This window comes from Methylobacterium fujisawaense (genome assembly GCF_039619325.1).
Taxonomy (GTDB): Bacteria; Pseudomonadota; Alphaproteobacteria; order Rhizobiales; family Beijerinckiaceae; genus Methylobacterium; species Methylobacterium fujisawaense.
Genome location: NZ_CP155000.1, coordinates 200,794 through 220,066, shown reverse-complemented (window position 1 = coordinate 220,066; position 19,273 = coordinate 200,794). Strand labels below are relative to the sequence as shown.

Here is a 19,273-nt window from a genome sequence, read left to right as displayed (position 1 = left end):
GGCGGCGTTCGGGCACCCTGCCGGTCACCGGCCGGGTGCGCGATGCACTTATCCGGCCAGGTCGACGCCGGCAGCGTCAACCGCAGCGGGTGAAGGCGCCCCGAGGGCCCTCTCGAAGGCGGGGACGTCCGAGACCCAGCCGAAGAAGGTCTCGATATTGGCGAGCGCCGCGTGGTGCAGGCTCTCCGGCCCGGCCTGGTGCGTGGCGTCGGCCAGCACGATCCCGAAATACTCCCGGTGGAACCCGTCCCGCAGGGTCGACTCGACGCAGACGTTGGTGGCGATGCCGGTGAAGACCAGCGTGGTCACGCCCCGGGCCCGCAGGGTGCTGTCGAGGGGCGTGTTGTAGAAACCGCTGTAGCGCGGCTTGCCCATCACGATGTCGCCGGGCTCCGGCCTCAGGGCGTCCACCAGCGCGTAGTCCCAGGATCCCTTGGCGAGAAGCTGCGTGTTCGCTTCAGGATTCCGGCGCATCGTCTTGAGGGCGTTGGATTTGTGCCAGTTCGGCGAGCCCGGGCCTCCGGCCTCGACATAGGCCGGGTCCCAGCCGTTCTGGAACCACAGGACCGGGATGCCGGCGGCCCGGGCCGCCGCCACCGCCCGGGCGATCCGGGCGATGACCGGGCCCGTGCCCGACACGTCGAAGCCGGCCCGGTCGAGGTAGCCGCCCGGGCTGGCATAGGCGTTCTGGACGTCCACGACGATCAGGACCGTGGTCGCGGGATCGAAGGCGATCGGCTCCGGGCGGGCCGGCAGGATGACGCCGCCGTGGCGGCCGTTCGGGTCGCGATATCCGGCGGGGGCGTCCATCAGGCCACCTCGGGCAGCGGCGCCGCCGTCACGTGCCGGCGCGACCGCATCAGCGGCTGGATCCGCGTCCCGAACGCGTCGAGGCCCTTGAGGAAGTCGTCGAAGACCAGCAGCACGCCCTCCACCCCGTCGATGGTCATGACGGCGTCGAGCATCGCGGCCACGCCGGCGTAGCTGCCCACCAGGGTGCCCATGTTGAGGTTCACCGCCGAGGCCGGGTCGGCGAGCTGGCGCACGTTGGTGTCGCCGCCGGACTTGGTGTCGGCCGCGCCCTGGAGGCCGAGCCACGCGATCGCCTCGGAATCCGCGCCCGCCTTGTAGTGCGCCCAGGTGGCCATCGCCACCTCGTCGGTCTCGTCGGCGATGATCATGAACAGGGCGAAGGCCGTCACCCGCCGCCCGGTCCGCGCGCTGGCTTCCGCCAGCTTCTCCACCACGGGGGCGAAGGCGGTCGGCGTGTTGAGCCCCTTCCCCAAGCAGAAATTGTAGTCCGCGTACTGGGCCGTGAAGGCCAGGCCGGCGCCGCTCTGGCCGGCGCAGATGATCTTCATGGGGGCCTGCGGACGGGGGCTCAGCCGGCAATCGTTCATCTGGAAGAACGCGCCCTTGCGGTCGCTGACACCCGTCTCCCACAGATCGCGCAGAATTTGAGCATACTCCGCTAAATAGTCGTAACGCTTGGCAAAATACTCATCCCCGGGCCAGAGGCCCATCTGGTCGTATTCCGGCTTCTGCCAGCCGGTGATGAGGTTCAGGCCGAAGCGCCCGTCCGAGATCGAATCGATGGTCGCGGCCATGCGGGCGACGATGGCGGGCGGCAGGCACAGGGTCGCCGCGGTGGCGAACAGCCGGATCCGGGTGGTGACGGCGGCGAGCCCCGCCATCAGGGTGAAGGATTCGAGGTTGTGGTCCCAGAACTCGGTCCTGCCGCCGAAGCCGCGCAGCTTGATCATCGACAGGGCGAAGTCGAGGCCGTAGCCCTCCGCCTTCAGGGTGACCGCCTTGTTGAGCGCGAAGCTCGGGCGGTACTGCGGGGCGTTCTCCGAGAGCAGCCAGCCGTTGTTGCCGATCGGAATGAACACCCCGACGCTCATGGCCGGCCCGGCTCCGGGCGCCGGCCCCGCTCCGGGCGCCAGCCCGGCTCCGGGCACCGGCCCGGCTCCACGGTCCGGAGCGGCCGCGTCCGGGATCGCGTCCGGGATCGCGTCCAGGGCCGGCCCGGTTCGGGGGCCGGCGCGATCGTCCGCATGGCTCTGCATCATCGTCCCACGCTCCGTCCGGTCGGTTCCGCCGGAACCGAGTCGACGCGCGGAGGCTCGCAAAACCGCGGCGGAGGGTCAAACCCGCGGCGCCCGTGCGGCGCGAAAATGCCTATCTTTCCAGCGGCTTGCACAACCGAGACGCGATGTCTGCTCAACCCGTGCGCGCGTCCCGTCCGGCCGCGCCGACCCGCCGAGACAAGCTTTCGTGCGGCAAGATTACCGGCGATGTCGGGCATCGATTGCCGTCGACGGAGCGGAGACCATCTTCACACGACAATGATAAATCTCGATCCGACCCTGCTGGAGTGACATCGATGCGCGTGTGGCCCGTCCTGCTCCTCGTCCTCGGCCTCGCGGGACCGGCGGTGGCCGACGAGGCGGCGCGCGCGGCGGCCCGGGCGGTGATCGCCAAGCAGGAGCAGGCGCTGGGCCGCGACGACGCGCAGACCGCCTACGAGCAGGCCGCGCCGGGGATCCGGGACCTGTTCCCGAATGCCGACCTGTTCATCGGCATGGTCCGGAACCAGTATCGTCCGGTCTACCGCCACCGCAGCTTCGTGTTCGGCGAGGCGCGGGACACGGACGAGGCGGGCGTGGTCCAGTCGGTGGCGATCCAGGACGAGTACGGCATCGACTGGACGGCCGAGTACAGCCTCGCCCGGGACGCGGACGGGCAGTGGCGCATCACCGGCTGCCGCCTGGTCAAGGCACCCGGCGCGCGCGCCTGAGGGGTGCCCGCCACCGTCGCGGCGGGCACGGGCCTGTCGGCCTCAGGGCCGGAACGCCGCGAGCCTGTCGAGCATCTGCAGGGCGACGTCGGCGCAGGCCTTCGTCGAATCGTCGTCGGCGCATTTCACGTCGAGGCGCGCGTCGCCGCGCTCCAGCACGATATGGGCGGCCCGCGACGGCGGCGGAGGTGGCGGCGGGGGCCCGTCGGGACCGGGGCCGCGCCTCGGGTCGCCGGGCGGCGGCGGCGGGGGTGGCGCGCCGGCCTCGGGGCCGGGCCGCGGGCCGCCGGGCGGCGGCGGTGGGGCCTGCGCGAAGGCGGCGGTGCCGCACAGCAGCGCCGCGGCACCCGCGAGGGCGATGAGTCGGGTCATGTCGGCTCTCTCCGAGGCTCGATCCGCCCCGCCGGCTGGGGCGCCGCGGGGTGCGCCGGCTCTAGGGCGTGCCCGGGAAACCGGCCCTGAACCGGCCCGTTCAGCCCCGGTTAAAGGCCGGGCCCCCGGGCGGACCGGCCGCGTCGTCCGGAGCTTTCGACAGGCCCGCCCGCATCGTGTAGAGGGAGCGCCTTCCCTCGGAGGACCCTGTGCTCCACGTCTCGACTCGCGGCGCGGCCGCGCCGCTCTCCTTCTCGGACGCGCTGCTGGCGGGCTTGGCCCGCGACGGCGGGCTCTACGTGCCGCAGACCTGGCCGCAGATCGGCCGTCCGGAGATCGCCGCCCTGGCGGGCCGCCCCTACGCGGAGGCCGCCAAGTGCGTGCTGCGCCCGCTGATCGACGGCGACGTCGCCGGTCCGGACCTCGACCGGATGATCGACGCGGCCTACGCGACGTTCCGCCACCCGGCGGTCTGCCCGCTGACCCAGCTCGACGACAACCTGTTCCTGCTGGAGCTCTTCCACGGGCCGACGCTCGCCTTCAAGGACGTGGCGATGCAGCTGCTCGGGCGGCTCATGGACCACGTGCTGACCCAGCGCGGCGCCCGTGCCACCATCGTGGGCGCGACCTCGGGCGATACCGGCTCGGCCGCCGTGGAGGCCTTCGGCGGCCTCGACCGGGTCGACGTGTTCATCCTCTACCCGCACGGGCGGGTCTCGGAGGTCCAGCGGCGGCAGATGACCTCGGTGCCGGCGCAGAACGTCCACGCGCTGGCCGTCGACGGCACGTTCGACGATTGCCAGAACCTCGTCAAAGCCCTGTTCCAGCACGCCGATTTCGCCGACGCGGTGCGGCTGTCGGGCGTCAACTCGATCAACTGGGCCCGGGTCGCCGCGCAGGCGGTCTACTACTTCACCAGCGCGGTGGCGCTGGGCTCGCCGCACCGCCCGGTCTCCTTCGCGGTGCCGACCGGCAATTTCGGCGACGTGCTCGCCGGCTGGGTCGCCAAGCAGATGGGCCTGCCGGTCGGGCGGCTGATGATCGGCACCAACGCCAACGACATCCTGGTGCGCACCCTGGAGCACGGCGCCTACGAGCTGCGCGGCGTGGTGCCCACCACCTCGCCCTCCATGGACATCCAGATCTCGTCGAACTTCGAGCGGCTGCTGTTCGAGGCGCTGGGGCGCGATTCCTCCTCCCTGTCGCGGTTGATGGCGGGGCTGAAGCAGTCCGGCGGGTTCTCGCTGAGCCCCGAGGTTCTCGCCACGGTCCGCTCGGACTTCGACGCCGTCGCGGTGCCGGAGCCTGACGTGATGGAAGAAATCGCCCTGACCCAGGCCGCCACCGGGGTGGTGCTCGACCCCCACAGCGCCATCGGCGTGCGGGCCGGGCGGCGGCTCCTGGAGCAGGATCCGGCGACCCCCGTGGTGGCGCTCGCCACCGCGCATCCCGCCAAATTCCCGGACGCGGTCGCCAAGGCCACGGGCGGCCTGCGCCCCGCCCTGCCTCCGCACCTCGCCGACCTGATGGACCGGCCCGAGCGCCTGACCCGGGTGGCCAACGACCAGGCCGCTCTGGAGACGCTCATCCGCGAGCGCGCCCGCATCACGAGGGGGGCGTGAGCGTTGCCCGGGGCGCGCGCCGCGCCCCCTCTCCCGTGCGGGAGAGGGTCGGGGTGAGGGGCGTGCCCGTTCCGGAGGTTTCTCCGCCCTCACCCGGCTCTCTGCGAGCGCAGACCGCTCCCGCACGGGAGAGGCGACCCGCGCCCGATCCGGCCCCCTTCGCGACGAGCCGTCGATGAACCAGCACTTCTCCACGCACGCCGCCTCGCCGTCCCTGCGCACCACGCGGCTCGACAACGGCGTCACGGTGGTCACCGAGCCGATGCCCGGGGTCGCCACCGCCAGCCTCGGCGTCTGGGTCGGGGCCGGCTCGCGCAACGAGCGCGCCGACGAGGCCGGCCTGTCCCACCTCATCGAGCACATGGCGTTCAAGGGGACGCGAACGCGCTCGGCGCAGAAGATCGCCGAGGAGATCGAGAATGTCGGCGGCGAGATCAACGCCGCCACCTCCACGGAGGGGACGAGCTACACCGCCCGGGTCCTGGGCGAGGATGCCGGCCTCGCCCTGGACGTGATCGGCGACATCCTCACCGATTCGGTGTTCGACGCGGGCGAGCTCGCCCGGGAGAAGGGCGTGATCCTGCAGGAATACGCCGCCGTCGAGGATACCCCCGACGACGTGGTCTACGACGCGTTCACGGAGGCCGCCTTCCCGGACCAGCCGGTCGGCCGGCCGATCCTCGGGCGGCCCGAGACGATCCGGAGCTTCGACGAGGCCGGCATCCGCGCCTATCTCGACCGGGAATACACGCCGGACTGCATCGTCGTCGCCGGCGCCGGGGCGGTGACCCACGAGGCGATCGTGGCGGCGGCCGAGCGCCATTTCGGGGGGCGGCCCGCCAAATCCGCCCCCGCCTCCGTGCCGGGCGTCTACGGCGGCGGCGAGCGGCGGATGCCGCGCAAGCTCGAGCAGGCCAACGTGGTGATCGGCCTGCCGGGCCTCTCCTTCCGGGACGACCGCTACTACGCGCTGCACATGTTCGCGCAGGTGCTGGGCGGCGGCCTGACCTCGCGGCTCTGGCAGGAGGTGCGCGAGACCCGCGGCCTCGCCTACGAGATCCAGGCCTTCCACTGGCCCTTCTCGGATTGCGGCCTGTTCGGGATCGGCGCCGGCACCGCCGGGGCGGACCTGCCCGAACTCGTCGACGTGACGCTGGCGGCCACCGCCCGGGCGGCCCGCGACCTCGACGCCGTCGAGATCGCCCGCGCCAAGGCGCAGCTCAAGGTCTCGCTGCTCTCGGCGCTGGAGACGCCGGGCGGGCGCATCGAGCGCAACGCCCGCCAGATCCTGGCCTGGGGCCGGGTGATCCCCGCCGGAGAGGTGATCGACAAGGTCGACGCCGTCACGGTGGCGGATGTCCGGGCCGCGGCGGCCGCGATGCTGCAGGGCACGCCGACGCTGGCGGCGATCGGCCCGATCCGCAAGCTGCCCGCCCTCGACAAGATCGCGGGTGCGCTCCGAGCGGCCTGAGAGGCGGTCGGATCTCCGCGAACAGGGATCCGGCTCCCCCGCATCCCGAGGCGCCCGCCGACGCGGGCACCGCAGGCTGCGGGCGCGCGGGGGATGGACCGGTTCCGAGACGCTCAGAATCCTGCCGCGGAGCCGCCCCCCGCCCCGCCCAACTTGATTTGGCCGCAAAGGGGCGCGATCCGCGGGCGGTGGACCGGCCCCGGGGCGACCTTGCCCCAGGTGAGGCCCACCCCTATCGATCAAGGCCGCCCGGGCGGCTGACGCCGAACCTCGCACGGCCGGAAGTCAAGACACCCTTGCGCATCCTCGCCCTCCTCCTGTCCCTGGTCGGCGGTCTCGTCGGTGCCCTCGCGCTGGGGGGGCCGGCCCGGGCCGTGGAAGCGGTCCGCGTCACCCTCGACGCGCCGGTGATCGACCTGACCACCGCGATCGAGCGCTACCGCTCCGACGGCGACCTGATCCAGATCTCCACGGCGCCCGGCAAGGACGGCATCGTCCGCCGCATCGTCGTGAAGGCCCGCGACGCCGGCGCCCGGCCCGACTGGATCGTGTTCGCGCTCACCAACGACACCGACGAGCAGATCGACCGCATCCTCGTCGCCCCGCATTTCCGGCTGGTGGATTCCGGGGTGATCTGGCCCGATCTCGGCGGCTCGCGGATCGCCGCCATCACGGCGAGCCAGGGCATCCGCCCGGAGCGCGACGAGAACCCGGAAGCCGACCAGTTCACCATCACGCTGGATCCCGGCGCCACCGTCACCTACGTGGCCGAACTGCGCGGCTCCAACGTCCCCCAGCTCCGCCTCTGGGACCAGGACGCCTACCGCCGGAAGGCCGCAGGCCTGACCCTCTACAAGGGCATCATCATCGGGATCAGCGGCCTGCTGGCCCTGTTCCTGACCATCGTGTTCGTGGTCAAGGGCGCGATCATCTTCCCGGCCGCCGCCGCGCTCGCGTGGTCGGTGCTCGCCTATGCCTGCATCGATTTCGGCTTCCTGCAGCGGGTCTTCCCGGTCACCGAACTGGCCGAGCGGGTCTACCGGGCCTCCGCGGAGGCGGTGCTCGGGGCGACGCTGCTGGTCTTCCTGTTCGCCTATCTCAACCTCGCCCGCTGGCACGTGCGCTACAGCCATGTGGCGTTCTTCTGGCTCGCCTTCCTGGCCGGCCTCGTGGGGCTCGCGGTGTTCGACCCGCCGGTGGCGGCGGGCGTGGCCCGGATCTCCATCGCGGCGGTGGCCGGCATCGGCCTGCTGCTGATCGTCTACCTCGCCGCCCATAACGGCTACGACCGCGCCATCCTGCTGGTGCCGACCTGGCTGCTCCTCGTCGTCTGGGTGACGGCGGCGGGCTTCGCGGTCACCGGCCAGATCGGCAGCGACCTCGTGCAGCCGGCGCTCATCGGCGGCCTCGTGCTGATCGTGATGCTGATCGGCTTCACGGTGCTCCAGCACGCCTTCGCGGGGGGCGGGCTCAGCCACGCTCTCGTGTCCGACACGGAGCGGCGTGCGCTGGCGCTGACCGGCGCCGGCGACGTGGTGTTCGACTGGGACGTGCCCGCCGACCGGGTCTTCGTCGGCCCCGAGATCGAGGGCCAGCTCGGCCTCGCCCGGGGGACGCTGGAGGGACCGGCCACCAACTGGCTCGGCGCGCTCCACCCCTTCGACGTGGAGCGCTACTCGGCGGCCCTCGACACGGTGATCGAGGAGCGGCGTGGCCGCATCGTCCACGATTTCCGCCTGCGCTCGGAGGCCGGCGCGTTCTTCTGGTACCGGCTGAAGGCGCGGCCCGTGATCGGCGCCGACGGCGAGGTGATTCGGGTGGTCGGCACCATCGCGGACGTCACCGAGGTGAAGACCGCCGAGGAGCGCCTGCTCCACGACGCCGTGCACGACAGCCTCACCGGCCTGCCGAACCGCGAATTGTTCGGCGACCGGCTCGATGCGGCGCTCGCCTTCGCCGGGCAGGACCAGCGCCTCAAGCCCACCGTGATCGTGCTCGACGTCGACCGGTTCAAGGGCATCAACGACGCCATCGGCCTGTCGGCCGGCGATTCGATCCTGCTGACCCTGTCGCGCCGGCTCGGCCGGCTGCTGCGGCCGCAGGACACCCTGGCCCGGGTCGCGGGCGACGAGTTCGCGGTGATCCTCCTGTCGGAGCGCGACCCCGACCGGATCCTGGCCTTCGCCGAGATGATCCGCCGGGCGATCGCCACGCCGATCACCTACGCGGACCGGGAGATTTTTCTGACCGTCTCGATCGGGCTCGCCCTCTACGAGGCCGGCGCCAACCTGAAGCGCGACGAGGTGTTCAAGAGCGCCGAGATCGCCATGATCCAGGCCAAGCGCAACGGCGGCGACCGCATCGAGGTGTTCCGCGCCCATATGCGCACCGACCGCTCCGACCGGCTGATGCTGGAGAGCGACCTGCGCAAGGCGATCGAGCGCAACGAATTGCGGGTGCTGTTCCTGCCGGTGGTCCGCCTCGAGGACCGCACGGTGGCGGGGTTCGAGACCGTCCTGCGCTGGGACCATCCGAAGCTCGGCCGCATCCCGGCCTCGACCTTCATGCCGCTCGCCGAGGAGAGCGGCTTCGTGGTCAATCTCGGCATCTTCGCCCTGGAGCGCACCGCGCTGGAACTCGCCGCCTGGCAGCGCTCCCTCGAGGTCGAGCCGCCGATCTTCGCGGCCTGCAACCTGTCCTCGCGCCAGCTCCTGCGCCACGACCTCCTGCACGACGTGAAGACCGTGCTGGCCCGCTCCGGGGCGCTGCCCGGCTCGCTCAAGCTGGAATTCAGCGAGAGCCTCGTGATGGAGAATCCGGAATACGCCGCGCAGATGCTGGCCCGGATCCACGACCTCGGCGCCGGCCTGTGCCTGTCGGATTTCGGCACCGGCTACTCGGCGCTCTCCTATCTCCAGCGCTTCCCCTTCGACACGATCAAGGTCGACGCGACCTTCGTGCGCCAGATCGGCACCGGGCAGACCGCGATCCTGCGCTCCATCGTCCGCATGGCGAGCGAACTGAACCTCGCCATCGTGGCGGAGGGCTGCGAATCGGAAGCCGACGCCCAGGCGCTGGCCGGGCTCGGCTGCGAATACGCGCTGGGCCCCGCCTTCGGCGAGCCGATGACCATGCTGCAGGCCCGCCAGATCGTCGGCGCGGCGCCTGAGGCGGCCTGAGATCCCTCCCGCGGGGCCGACAGCTGTGCTGCCGGCCACCGACACCATGGCGGCCGGGGATGCGACGCCTCCGGACCATGTCAGGCTCGTGCGGGACGGCTTCGCGCAGGTGCGGCCCATCGCCGGGACGGCCGACCTGCCCTGAGGCTGCCTGTTCGAGGTCGCCCCGCAGGCGCATCGCATCCCCGCTTCCACGCGGACAGGACCGAGCAGACGCTGACGCCGACGGCCATGCTCGGGCCGGCGGTGGCCAGCCCGAACCATCCGGAGACCGCGGCGCCGGCGCTCCAGGCTTCGGACGCAAGGCCCGTGGCCGACACGCAGGACGCCCCCTGCGCGCCGGTGGGCGCGGCCCTGCCGTGGCCCCTGGAACAGGGCCTCGGCGCGGACTTCACCCCGGAGGTCCGGGAGGCCCGGACCGAGACCGACGCGCTGGCCGCCCGCGCGATTCAGCAGGCGTATGCGGCCTGAAGGCCGAAACGGCGAAAGCCGCCGATCGGCTTAAGCCACCCTTAACCATGTTCGACCAAGCTCCTGTGGATGGACGGGCCCTTCAGCGCCCGGGAAGGGGATGGTCGGATGGCCGAGGCGGCACGGCGTTACCAGCAGGCAGGGGGCTCCGACCTCGTGCGCCGCCTGATGGCCCGGCCGGTCCGGCTGGAGCAGCAGGCCCGGACCCGGATGCCGCTCCGCGATCCCCGCCATGCCGATCCATCCCCCGAGGCCTTCGACGATCCGTCGGATGCGCTGGACGAGGCCGACGAGATCGCCCGCCTCGAGACCGAGCTGCAGGTGATGAAGGCGGTGCTCCGGGCCCAGCGGCAGGAGGTCGAGTCGCTGCGGGCGCAGCGCCAGCTCCTCACCGACTCGGCCCCGACCGACGATGTCCGCGCGACCCGCGAGCGCTGGGCGGCCCTGGTCGACTCGCTCCTGATCCGCGCCCGCTGATCCGTCACAAGCGCATGCGGGGGAGAGCCATGGGGGCGCGCTGCTCGCTCGTCGTCAACGGTCGGTCGGTGCGTGTCTCGACCGGCGATACGCCGCTGGAGGCCGCGCTGGCCGAGGGCATGATCGCCCCGCTCCAGGCGCAGCCCGGCAACCTGCTCGCCGGCCAGGGCCTCGCTCAGGGCAGCGCCGCACCGTCCGGTCGCCGTCATCCGGCCCGCCGGGCCAGGGCCGAGGCCCTGCGCCCGGCCCTCCCCGGCGCCCCGATCCAGGGCCAGGAGGCGGCGGCGCCGCCGCCCGTGGCCGTCCGCAAGGGCACGGTCACGGAAATCCGCCGGCTCAGCCCCGGAATCCTCGAGGTCGTCGCGACCCTGACCCGGCGCCCCACCGGTGAGCCGGGCCACCAGGCGCTGGTGACCTTCGCGGGGCTGCCCACCCTGACGCTGTCCCCGACCCTGCGGGTCGACGGCACGACCGAGATCAACGACGTGGTGTTCCATGTCGCCCGCGACCCCGAGGGCGATCCCCTCGACGCGCTCCGCCTCGACCAGCCGGTGCGCCTCAAGGGGCCGGTCGGCCGGGGGCAGTACCGCCCCGGGGGCGGGCGCCTCGTGCTGGTGGCGGCCGGCGCCGGCTTCGGCGCGATCTGGGCGATCGCCCGGGCGGCCCGCTACGTCGAACCCGCCCGCGAGATGGCCCTGGCCGTCGGCGCCCGCGATGCCCTGGACCTCTACATGCGCGAGAGCCTGGACTGGCTGCGCCGCACCGGCGTCGGCCGGATCGTGCTCTGCGCCGATCGCGGCCGCCAGCGGCCGCCGGACGTGCGCTCCGGCCCGCTCAGCGCCCACCTGCCGAGCCTGCGCGCCACCGACGTGGTCCACGTGGCGGGCGACGTCTCGACGGTCGGCGCCGTGCAGGTGCTCGCCGCCGCGGTGGGCGCCCGCTGTTACCCGATCGTGATCGACTGACCGCTGTCGCCTCGACGCGGCGGCGCCCGGCTGCTACCGGCGCCGGGCCGGCCGCACGGGGCCGATCCTGAGCCCGATCCGAGCCCCGATGGTCCGCGTCCTCTGCCTCGGCTACAGCGTCACGGAGCTGCCGGGCTATGTCGAGCGGGCCAACGCCCTGGCCGAGGCCGAGGGGCGTCCGGTCACCTTCCTCCGCAGCGGCTGGGGCGGCCATTCCCTACCCTCCATCGCCGCCCTGATCGACGAGATCCTGGACGCGCTCCCCTGCGACGGCGTCCTCCTCGAGCTGTTCACCGGCAACGTCCGCTACTTCGACGGCGCGACGATGCGGGCCTATCTCGACGACATCCTCGCGGCGACCGCCCGGCGGGACCTGCCCGTCGCCTTCCTCAACCTCCACCAGGGCGGCGTCGACTACGCGGCCGAGCCCGTCGCCGGCCTGCTGGCGGAGTACCGCGCCCTCTACGGGATCCCCTATCTCGACATCGCCGCCCCGGTGGCGGCCGCGGGCGCGGGCGACATCACCTACCTCCTGACGGATGCGACCCACGTCACGCCGGTGGGCGCCGACCTCTACGGCACCCTGGTCTACAGCTTCCTGCGCGCGCCGCCCCCGGGCCGCGCCTATATCGACCGGTTCCGGACCCTGCCGGGCCGGTTCGAGGCCGTGCCGCTGCGCGCCCTCCCCGGCCTGACCTGCGGGTTCGCCCTGCGCCGCAACGGCATCCCGCTGGACTTCCTGGAGATTCCCGAGGGCACCCGCGTCACCGTCCCCCTCGGGCGGCCCCGCGACGTGATCGGTCTCCTCGTGACCTACGGCCCCCAGGCGGGCACGCTGACGGTCCAGGACCCGGCGAAGGGACGGGGGCACGATCTCGTCGCCTACGACGAGTTCTCCTACTACACGCGCTCGATGTTCCGCAGCGTCACCCTCCCGGCGGCGCGCGCGCTGACGATCGCGCAATCGGCGGAGCGGCCGGACATCGCCCTGCGCAAGGGCGCGCCGGATCCGGGCCCGCGGATCGGGCGCGTGTCGCATGTCGTCTGCCGGCGCAGGCTGAGCCTCGCCCAGCGCGCCGCGCGCCTGCTGCACCGGCTGCGGCGCGGCCTGCGCCGCCTCGGGCCGCGGGTCGGCCTCGTCCGCGGGGCCTGAGATTCCGGCCCGGGCCGGGCGCGAAGGAGACGCCGGGCCTCACGGCGCCCGCCCGCGCCCGCCCGCGCCCGCCGGCGAGACCGCTCCATCCCCGACCCGGATCGGCCAGGCGCTCCCGGACGCGCGCCCACACCGCTCGATCGGTTCAATGGCGCTGATGTATTTCTTCGATATTATAAGTATTTGCAGATGAGTAAATATTCGTTTCATTCTTCGAGTGATCTGTCGTCGACAGATGATCGTGGCAAAGCGTGGATCTCTGCCGCGGTCTTATGCTAAAGGATATTTTGAAATCATGGGGGGTCGGACGATATGCGGTTTCTACGGAATGCGAGCCTGCATGTAAAAATGTCCGTGCCCATCATGTTCATGGTGATCGTCACTGCGGGGGTCGTATTTTATTCGATTGCGGGTCTCAAATATATGGAGGAAAGAAACATATATCTGGTCGATTATTATTTCGCCAGGCTCGAGATATTTGCGAAAGTTCGCGAAAAATTCGTCGATGCCGCGCTCATGAATCGCAATTTGATCATCGGCCGCCCTGAAGGGGACCTCCCGCTCTTTCGCAGGCGCTACGACGAGGACGTCAAGGCCGTGGCCGACGGCATCGAGACGCTGGCCGAGGGCTCGCGGCGCGAGGAGATCGCGGCGATGCAGCGCCAGATCGGGGCGATCGCCCGGGACTATTTCGACCTGCTCGACCGCTCCAACTACCTCGCCCTCCGGAACGACCGGTCTGCGGCGATCCAGGTCGGCGTCGTCGCGAGCCGTGAGGTCCGGGCGCAGTTCGACAGGGCGGCCCAGGATTACGAGGCGCAGGCGACGGCCCGCCTCCGCGAGGCGAGGCGCGCGTCCCGGCAGGAGGCCGAGCAGGCGCGGACGGTCCTGATCGGCTCCGCCCTGGCGGGCCTGCTCGCCGCCTTGAGCCTCTCCGCGGTGATCGTCGTCTTCGGCGCGACGCGGCCGCTGCAGCGCCTCGTCGCCGTCCTGCGGCGCATGGCGCAGGGCGACGTCGAGGCCGCGATCGTCGAGGCGCAGCGCGGCGACGAGATCGGGATGGTCGGGCGGGCGGTCGAGGCGATCAGGACCATGGTCGCCCGCAACGCCGCCGCGGAGGCCGAGCGCCGACGGCGGGCGGACGCCGAAGCCGCCGCCGTGCGCAAGGAGGCCACGATGGACCTCGCTCGGACCTTCGAGGAGGCGGTGGCCAGGATCGTCGAGCAGGTCTCGTCGGCCGCGGGAGAACTGGAGGGCACCGCCCACCAGATGACGACGACCGCCCAGGAGACGGCCAGCCAGTCCGGCGCGGTGGCGGCGGCGGCCGAGGCGGCGGCGGCCAACATCAACGCCGTGGCGGCCTCGACCGAGCGGCTCGCCAGCGCCATCCAGGCGATCGGCCATCAGGCGAGCGGCTCGTCCGACCTCGCGCAGCAGGCGGTCGGCGAGGCCGACCAGACCGCCGGCCTCGTGGCCGAACTGCAGCAGGCGGCCTCCGAGATCGGCGACGTGGTGCGGCTGATCGCGTCCGTCGCCGAGCAGACCAACCTGCTCGCGCTCAACGCAACCATCGAGGCGGCGCGCGCCGGCGAGGCCGGGCGCGGCTTCGCGGTCGTGGCGGCCGAGGTGAAGGCCCTGGCCGAGAAGACCGCCAAGGCGACCGACGGGATCGCCGCCCAGATCGGCCGGATCCAGGGCGTGACCGGTTCCGCGGTCGGCGCGATCGGCGGGATCATCGACCGGATCCGCGAGATCAACGGCGTGGCGATCGCGATCGCGGCGGCCGTGGAGGAGCAGGGCGCGGCGACCCAGGAGATCGTGCGCAACATCGCCCACGCGACCCGGGGTGCCACGGCGGTGACCGGCACCATCGTCGGGGTGGCCGAGGCCTCGGAGCGCACGGGCGTGGCGGCCGATCACGTGCTCGCAGCCGCCACGGCCCTGTCACGCCAGTCGGAGCGGCTGTCGGCGGAGATGGACCGCTTCCTGGTCGGCGTTCGCGCCGCCTGAGGGCCGGAGCCTTCCGGAGCGGGCAGGCCCCGCGCCGACCCGCTTCCGCATGGGAGCGGGTCGGGCGGCCGACGGCTCAGCCCAGGCGGACCCGCCAGATCTCCTCGGCGTATTCGCGCATCGCCCGGTCGGAGGAGAACCACGCCATGCGGGCGGTGTTGCGGATCGCCTTCGCCCACCAGCCGCGCGGATCGCGCCATGCGGCGTCGATGGCGCGCTGCACCCGCCAGTAATCGTCGAAATCGGCGGTGAGCAGGTACTGGTCGCGCCGGCGCAGGTCGTCGGTGAGCGGCCGGAACCGGCCCGGCTCCTCCGGCGAGAACCGCCCCGCGGCGATCATGTCGAGGGCCGCCGCAAGCCGCGGCGAGGCCTGGATCGCCTTGGCCGCGTAGTCCGGCTCGGCCTGCCGGGCCTTCACCCCGTCGGCCTCCAGGCCGAAGATGAAGATGTTGTCCGCCCCGACATGGTCGCGGATCTCGATGTTGGCGCCGTCGAGGGTGCCCACCGTGAGCGCGCCGTTGAGGGCGAACTTCATGTTGCCGGTGCCCGAGGCCTCCAGCCCAGCGGTGGAGATCTGCTCCGACAGGTCGGCGGCCGGGATGATCGCCTCGGCAAGGCTCACCGAGTAGTTCGGCAGGAAAACCACCTTCAGCCGGCCCGCGACCTCGGGATCGTCGTTGACCGCCTTGGCGACGTCGCAGGCGAGCTTGATGATCAGCTTGGCCTGGACGTAGCTCGGCGCCGCCTTGCCGGCGAAGATCTTCACCCGGGGCGTCCAGTCCCGGTGCGGCTCGGCCTTGATCGCCTGATAGAGCGTCACGGTCTCGAGGATGTTGAGAAGCTGGCGCTTGTACTCGTGGATGCGCTTGACCTGCACGTCGAACAGCGCGGCCGGATCGACGTCGATGCCGGTGCGCTCGGCGATGAGGTTGGCCAGGGCCTCCTTGCGCTCCCGGCGCACGGCCGCGTAGCGCGCCACGAAGACCGGGTCCTCGGCATGGGCCTCCAGGCCCCGCAGCAGCTCGGGATTGTCCAGCACGCCGGCGCCCACCGTCTCCACGGCGAGCCGGGTGAGGCCGGGATTGGCGTTGTGGAACCAGCGGCGGAAGGTGATGCCGTTGGTCTTGTTGACGATCTTGTCCGTGTCGAGGGCGTGCAGGTCGGAGAAGACCGTCGAGCGCATCAGGTCGGTGTGGAGCGCCGAGACGCCGTTGACCCGGCGCGCGCCGTGGAAGGCGAGATGCCCCATGCGCACCCGCCGCCCGTGCGACTCGTCGATCAGCGAGATCGAGGCGAGGTAGGCGGCGTTGTCGGAGGCGGTGTCCTGGCGGGCGTGCTTGGCCTGCTCCTCCAGGTGCATCCAGTTGATCAGGTAGATGATCTGCATGTGGCGCGGCAGCAGCCGCTCCATCAGCTCCACCGGCCAAGTCTCCAGCGCCTCGGGCAGGAGGGTGTGGTTCGTGTAGTGCAGCGTGTGCGTGGTGACGTGCCACGCATCCTCCCAGGAGAGGCCGTGCGCGTCGATCAGGACGCGCATCAGCTCCGGCACCGCGATGGCCGGGTGCGTGTCGTTGAGCTGGATCGCGGCGTGGTCCGGCAGGGACCGGACGTCGCCGCGCTCGGCCACGTGGCGGGCCACGAGATCCTGGATCGAGGCCGCGGTGAAGAAGTATTCCTGGCGCAGGCGCAGCTCCTGGCCCTCGGCCGAGGAATCGCTCGGATAGAGCACCCGGGAGATCGCCTCGGCGCGCATCCGCGCCGCCACCGCGCCGACATGGTCGCCGCCGTTGAACCGGGCGAGGTCCACGGGCTCGCCGGCCTCGGCCTTCCACAGGCGCAGGGCGTTGACGTGGCGCCCGCGCCAGCCGACCACCGGCACGTCGTGGGCCACCGCCCGCACGGTCTCGGCCGGCTGCCAGTGCCGCCGGATCACCCCCTCCTCCGCGGAGGACATGGTCACGGTGCCGCCGAAGCCGATGGCATAGGTCGCCTCGGGCCGGGCGAATTCCCAGGGATTGCCCTCGGCGAGCCAGGTCTCCGGCGCCTCGCGCTGCCAGCCGTCCTCGAAGGACTGGCGGAACAGGCCGTGGTCGTAGCGGATCCCGTAGCCCATGGCCGGGATGCCGATGCTCGCCATGCTCTCCATGAAGCAGGCGGCCAGCCGCCCGAGGCCGCCATTGCCCAGAGCCGCGTCGGGCTCGGCCTCCTGCACGGCGTCGAGGTCGACCCCGAGTTCCCGCAGGGCGGCGCGGGTGGTCTCGGTCAGGCCCAGGTTGTTCATCGCGTCCGACATCAGCCGGCCGATGAGGAATTCCAGCGACAGATAGTAGACGCGCTTGTTCGGCACGCTGCGCTCGGCGGCCAGGGCGGCCGCCACGATCCGCTCACGCAGGGCCAGGGCGGTCGCCGCGAACCAGTCGCGCGGGCGTGCGGTCTCGGGCGTGCGGCCCAGCGCGAAGGTGAGCTTGGCGCGGATCGACTCCCGCAGGTCGACTCCCGCGTCACCACTTGCGGACAGCACCGGGGCGGTCCAGGAGCCTGCGGCCGGGGCCTCGGGAGCGCGCTCGTCGCGCGCGACATCTTGTGGCACAGGCCGGGTCAGAACATCGTTCAACACGTGCGGGTCCCCCAAAGTCGTCGCCCCGGATTCTAGCGCCGGGGGTATCGTGGGCGGATTATCTCTTTTGATGGATTGCCGCCGCATGAACGGACGGACGATCCGTGCCCCGAAGCATCCGACGATGCGGTCGGCTTCCGGCGAAGTCGTGGCAGCGCCGCTCGATCGGAGCCCGCGGGTACGCTGAGAGACATATGGCGCGGCGGCGTGACATTCCAGGCACAGATCTGCGCGACGGCGCTGCGCGAAGGTCATGCACGCCGGCGATGCGGCTCACGGTCATGCCCGGGACGCGGTTCTCGACGGGCGCTCCGTGTCGGGCGCGCCGATCCGCGCCCGCCCGGCGCGCGCCCGGCGCGCGCCCGGCGCGCGCCCGGAGCACGCCCGGAGCGCATCCGTCGCCGGTCGCCAGCACGCCGGTCAGCGGTTAAGCGTGGGCCGCCAACGGGAGGGGCAGCATGACCGACACTGTCTGGTGGAAGCGCGGGACCGTCTACCAGGTCTATCCCCGCTCCTTTCACGACACGAACGGCGACGGGGTCGGCGACCTGCCGGGCATCACGGCGCGGCTGGACTACCTCGCCTGGCTCGGGGTCGACGCCGTCTGGATCTCGCCCGTCTATCCCTCGCCCATGGCGGATTTCGGCTACGACGTGGCCGATTACTGCGGGATCGATCCGCTGTTCGGCACGCTGGCCGACTTCGATGCCCTCGTGGCGGAGGCCCATCGGCGCCGGCTGAAGGTGATCCTCGACTTCGTGCCGAACCATTCCTCGATCGCGCATCCGTGGTTCGCCGAGAGCCGGTCGTCGCGCACGAGCCCGAAGCGCGACTGGTACATCTGGCGCGATCCCGCCCCCGACGGCGGGCCGCCCAACAACTGGCTGTCGAATTTCGGCGGCCCGGCCTGGACGCGCGACGAGGCCACCGGCCAGTACTACTACCACGCCTTCCTGGCGGAGCAGCCGGACCTGAACTGGCGCAACCCCGCCGTGCGGGCGGCCATGCACGACGTGCTCCGCTTCTGGCTGGAGCGCGGGGTCGACGGGTTCCGGGTCGACGTGATCTGGCACCTGATGAAGGATGCGGGGTTCCGCGACAACCCGGCCAATCCCGACTACGCGCCGGGCTCGCCGGAGATCAACCGCTTCACCCAGGTCTACTCCGCCGACCGGCCCGAGATCTTCGACGTGATCGCCGGCATGCGGGCGGTGCTGCGCGACTACGGCGAGCGCGTCCTGATCGGGGAGATCTACCTGCCGGTGGAGCGGCTGGTCGCCTATTACGGCCCCGACCTCACCGGCGCCGACCTGCCGTTCAATTTCCAGCTGATCCAGACCCCGTGGCGGGCCGACGCGGTGGCCGAACTCGTGGCCGATTACGAGGCGGCCCTGCCCGAGGGCGGCTGGCCCAACTGGGTGCTGGGCAACCACGACCAGCCGCGCATCGCCGCCCGGGTCGGGCAGGCGCAGGCCCGCATCGCCGCGATGCTGCTGCTGACCCTGCGGGGCACGCCGACCCTCTATTACGGCGACGAGATCGGGCTCGGCCATGTTCCGATCCCGCCGGAGCGCGCCCGCGATCCCTGGGAGTACAACGAGCCCGGGCACGGCCGCGACCCGGCGCGCACCCCGATGCAGTGGGACGACAATCCCCAGGCCGGCTTCTCCACGGCCGAACCCTGGCTGCCGCTGGCGGAGGATTGGGCAGCCTGCAACGTCGAGAGCCAGCGCTCGGATCCGGGCTCGATGCTCACCCTGTACCGGCGGCTGCTCGCCCTGCGCCGCGACCACGCGGCGCTCGCCGTGGGCGGCTACCGGGAGGTGCCGTTGGGGATCGCCGCGGTGTTCGCCTACGAGCGCTTCGCCGACGATGCCGTTCTGCGCGTGCTCCTGAACTTCGGCGCGGCGTCGCAGGATCTGCCGCTGCCCGAGGGCGACTGGACCGTGCTGCTCTCGACCCGTGCGGGGCGGGCGGGCGAGACGGTCGGCCTCACCCTGGCGCTCGGACCCGCCGAGGGGGTGATCCTGCGCCGCGGCGGGTGAGCCGGACCGGATCCGCCCATCCGGGCGCGGCGCCTCGGCGCGGGCGCCGGTCCAACGGCCCGGCGGCGCCTCATGGTCCGAGCCGGGGGCA

The 19,273-nt window shown here is 72.1% G+C and carries 14 protein-coding genes; 10 read left to right on the top strand and 4 right to left on the bottom strand.

The window, feature by feature from the left end:
* Window positions 1–48 precede the first annotated feature (48 nt).
* Entirely contained in the window at window positions 49–810 is a 762-nt protein-coding gene (gene rutB / locus ABC766_RS01185) for a pyrimidine utilization protein B (RefSeq protein ID WP_043379752.1), read from the bottom strand.
* Entirely contained in the window at window positions 810–1,904 is a 1,095-nt protein-coding gene (gene rutA / locus ABC766_RS01180; protein ID WP_345822651.1) for a pyrimidine utilization protein A, read from the bottom strand. The genes rutB and rutA overlap by 1 nt, the downstream gene beginning before the upstream one ends.
* A 482-nt stretch (window positions 1,905–2,386) precedes the next feature.
* Between rutA and ABC766_RS01175 the strand changes: the two genes are divergently transcribed.
* A complete protein-coding gene (locus ABC766_RS01175) occupies window positions 2,387–2,800 on the top strand; it encodes a DUF4864 domain-containing protein (RefSeq protein ID WP_043352578.1) in 414 nt (137 codons plus the stop codon).
* A 42-nt stretch (window positions 2,801–2,842) separates the two neighbouring features.
* Here ABC766_RS01175 and ABC766_RS01170 read toward each other — a convergent pair whose 3' ends face one another.
* Entirely contained in the window at window positions 2,843–3,172 is a 330-nt protein-coding gene (locus ABC766_RS01170; RefSeq protein WP_345820717.1) for a hypothetical protein, read from the bottom strand.
* Between the two features lie 209 nt (window positions 3,173–3,381).
* On the opposite strand from ABC766_RS01170, the gene thrC reads away from it, so the two are divergent.
* The 8 genes from thrC (at window position 3,382) to ABC766_RS01130 (ending at window position 14,520) form a co-directional block, all read left to right on the top strand.
* Window positions 3,382–4,794 carry a threonine synthase gene (thrC, locus tag ABC766_RS01165; RefSeq protein ID WP_043379743.1) on the top strand — a complete coding sequence of 471 codons (1,413 nt, stop codon included), beginning with the start codon at window positions 3,382–3,384 and terminating at the stop codon, window positions 4,792–4,794.
* Window positions 4,795–4,969: 175 nt separating this feature from the next.
* Complete coding sequence (locus tag ABC766_RS01160; protein WP_345820716.1) at window positions 4,970–6,265, top strand: pitrilysin family protein; 1,296 nt, start codon at window positions 4,970–4,972, stop codon at window positions 6,263–6,265.
* A gap of 302 nt (window positions 6,266–6,567) precedes the next feature.
* Window positions 6,568–9,444: an EAL domain-containing protein gene (locus tag ABC766_RS01155; protein WP_236952982.1), complete on the top strand. Its 2,877-nt coding sequence runs from the start codon at window positions 6,568–6,570 to the stop codon at window positions 9,442–9,444.
* A 231-nt stretch (window positions 9,445–9,675) separates the two neighbouring features.
* Window positions 9,676–9,915 carry a hypothetical protein gene (locus tag ABC766_RS01150; protein ID WP_345820714.1) on the top strand — a complete coding sequence of 80 codons (240 nt, stop codon included), beginning with the start codon at window positions 9,676–9,678 and terminating at the stop codon, window positions 9,913–9,915.
* Between the two features lie 108 nt (window positions 9,916–10,023).
* Complete coding sequence (locus ABC766_RS01145) at window positions 10,024–10,392, top strand: hypothetical protein (protein ID WP_043352571.1); 369 nt, start codon at window positions 10,024–10,026, stop codon at window positions 10,390–10,392.
* A 29-nt stretch (window positions 10,393–10,421) separates the two neighbouring features.
* Window positions 10,422–11,357: a ferredoxin--NAD(+) reductase gene (locus ABC766_RS01140; RefSeq protein WP_085987674.1), complete on the top strand. Its 936-nt coding sequence runs from the start codon at window positions 10,422–10,424 to the stop codon at window positions 11,355–11,357.
* 88 nt (window positions 11,358–11,445) lie between these two features.
* Window positions 11,446–12,510, top strand: coding sequence for a hypothetical protein (locus tag ABC766_RS01135; protein WP_043379735.1), 1,065 nt, complete (start codon window positions 11,446–11,448; stop codon window positions 12,508–12,510).
* 312 nt (window positions 12,511–12,822) lie between these two features.
* Window positions 12,823–14,520: a methyl-accepting chemotaxis protein gene (locus tag ABC766_RS01130; RefSeq protein WP_427902278.1), complete on the top strand. Its 1,698-nt coding sequence runs from the start codon at window positions 12,823–12,825 to the stop codon at window positions 14,518–14,520.
* Between the two features lie 76 nt (window positions 14,521–14,596).
* Here ABC766_RS01130 and ABC766_RS01125 read toward each other — a convergent pair whose 3' ends face one another.
* Window positions 14,597–17,137, bottom strand: coding sequence for a glycogen/starch/alpha-glucan phosphorylase (locus tag ABC766_RS01125; protein ID WP_427902277.1), 2,541 nt, complete (start codon window positions 17,135–17,137; stop codon window positions 14,597–14,599).
* A gap of 458 nt (window positions 17,138–17,595) precedes the next feature.
* On the opposite strand from ABC766_RS01125, the gene ABC766_RS01120 reads away from it, so the two are divergent.
* On the top strand, window positions 17,596–19,182 hold the full coding sequence (locus ABC766_RS01120; RefSeq protein ID WP_043379732.1) for an alpha-amylase family glycosyl hydrolase: 1,587 nt from the start codon (window positions 17,596–17,598) through the stop codon (window positions 19,180–19,182).
* Window positions 19,183–19,273 lie beyond the last annotated feature (91 nt).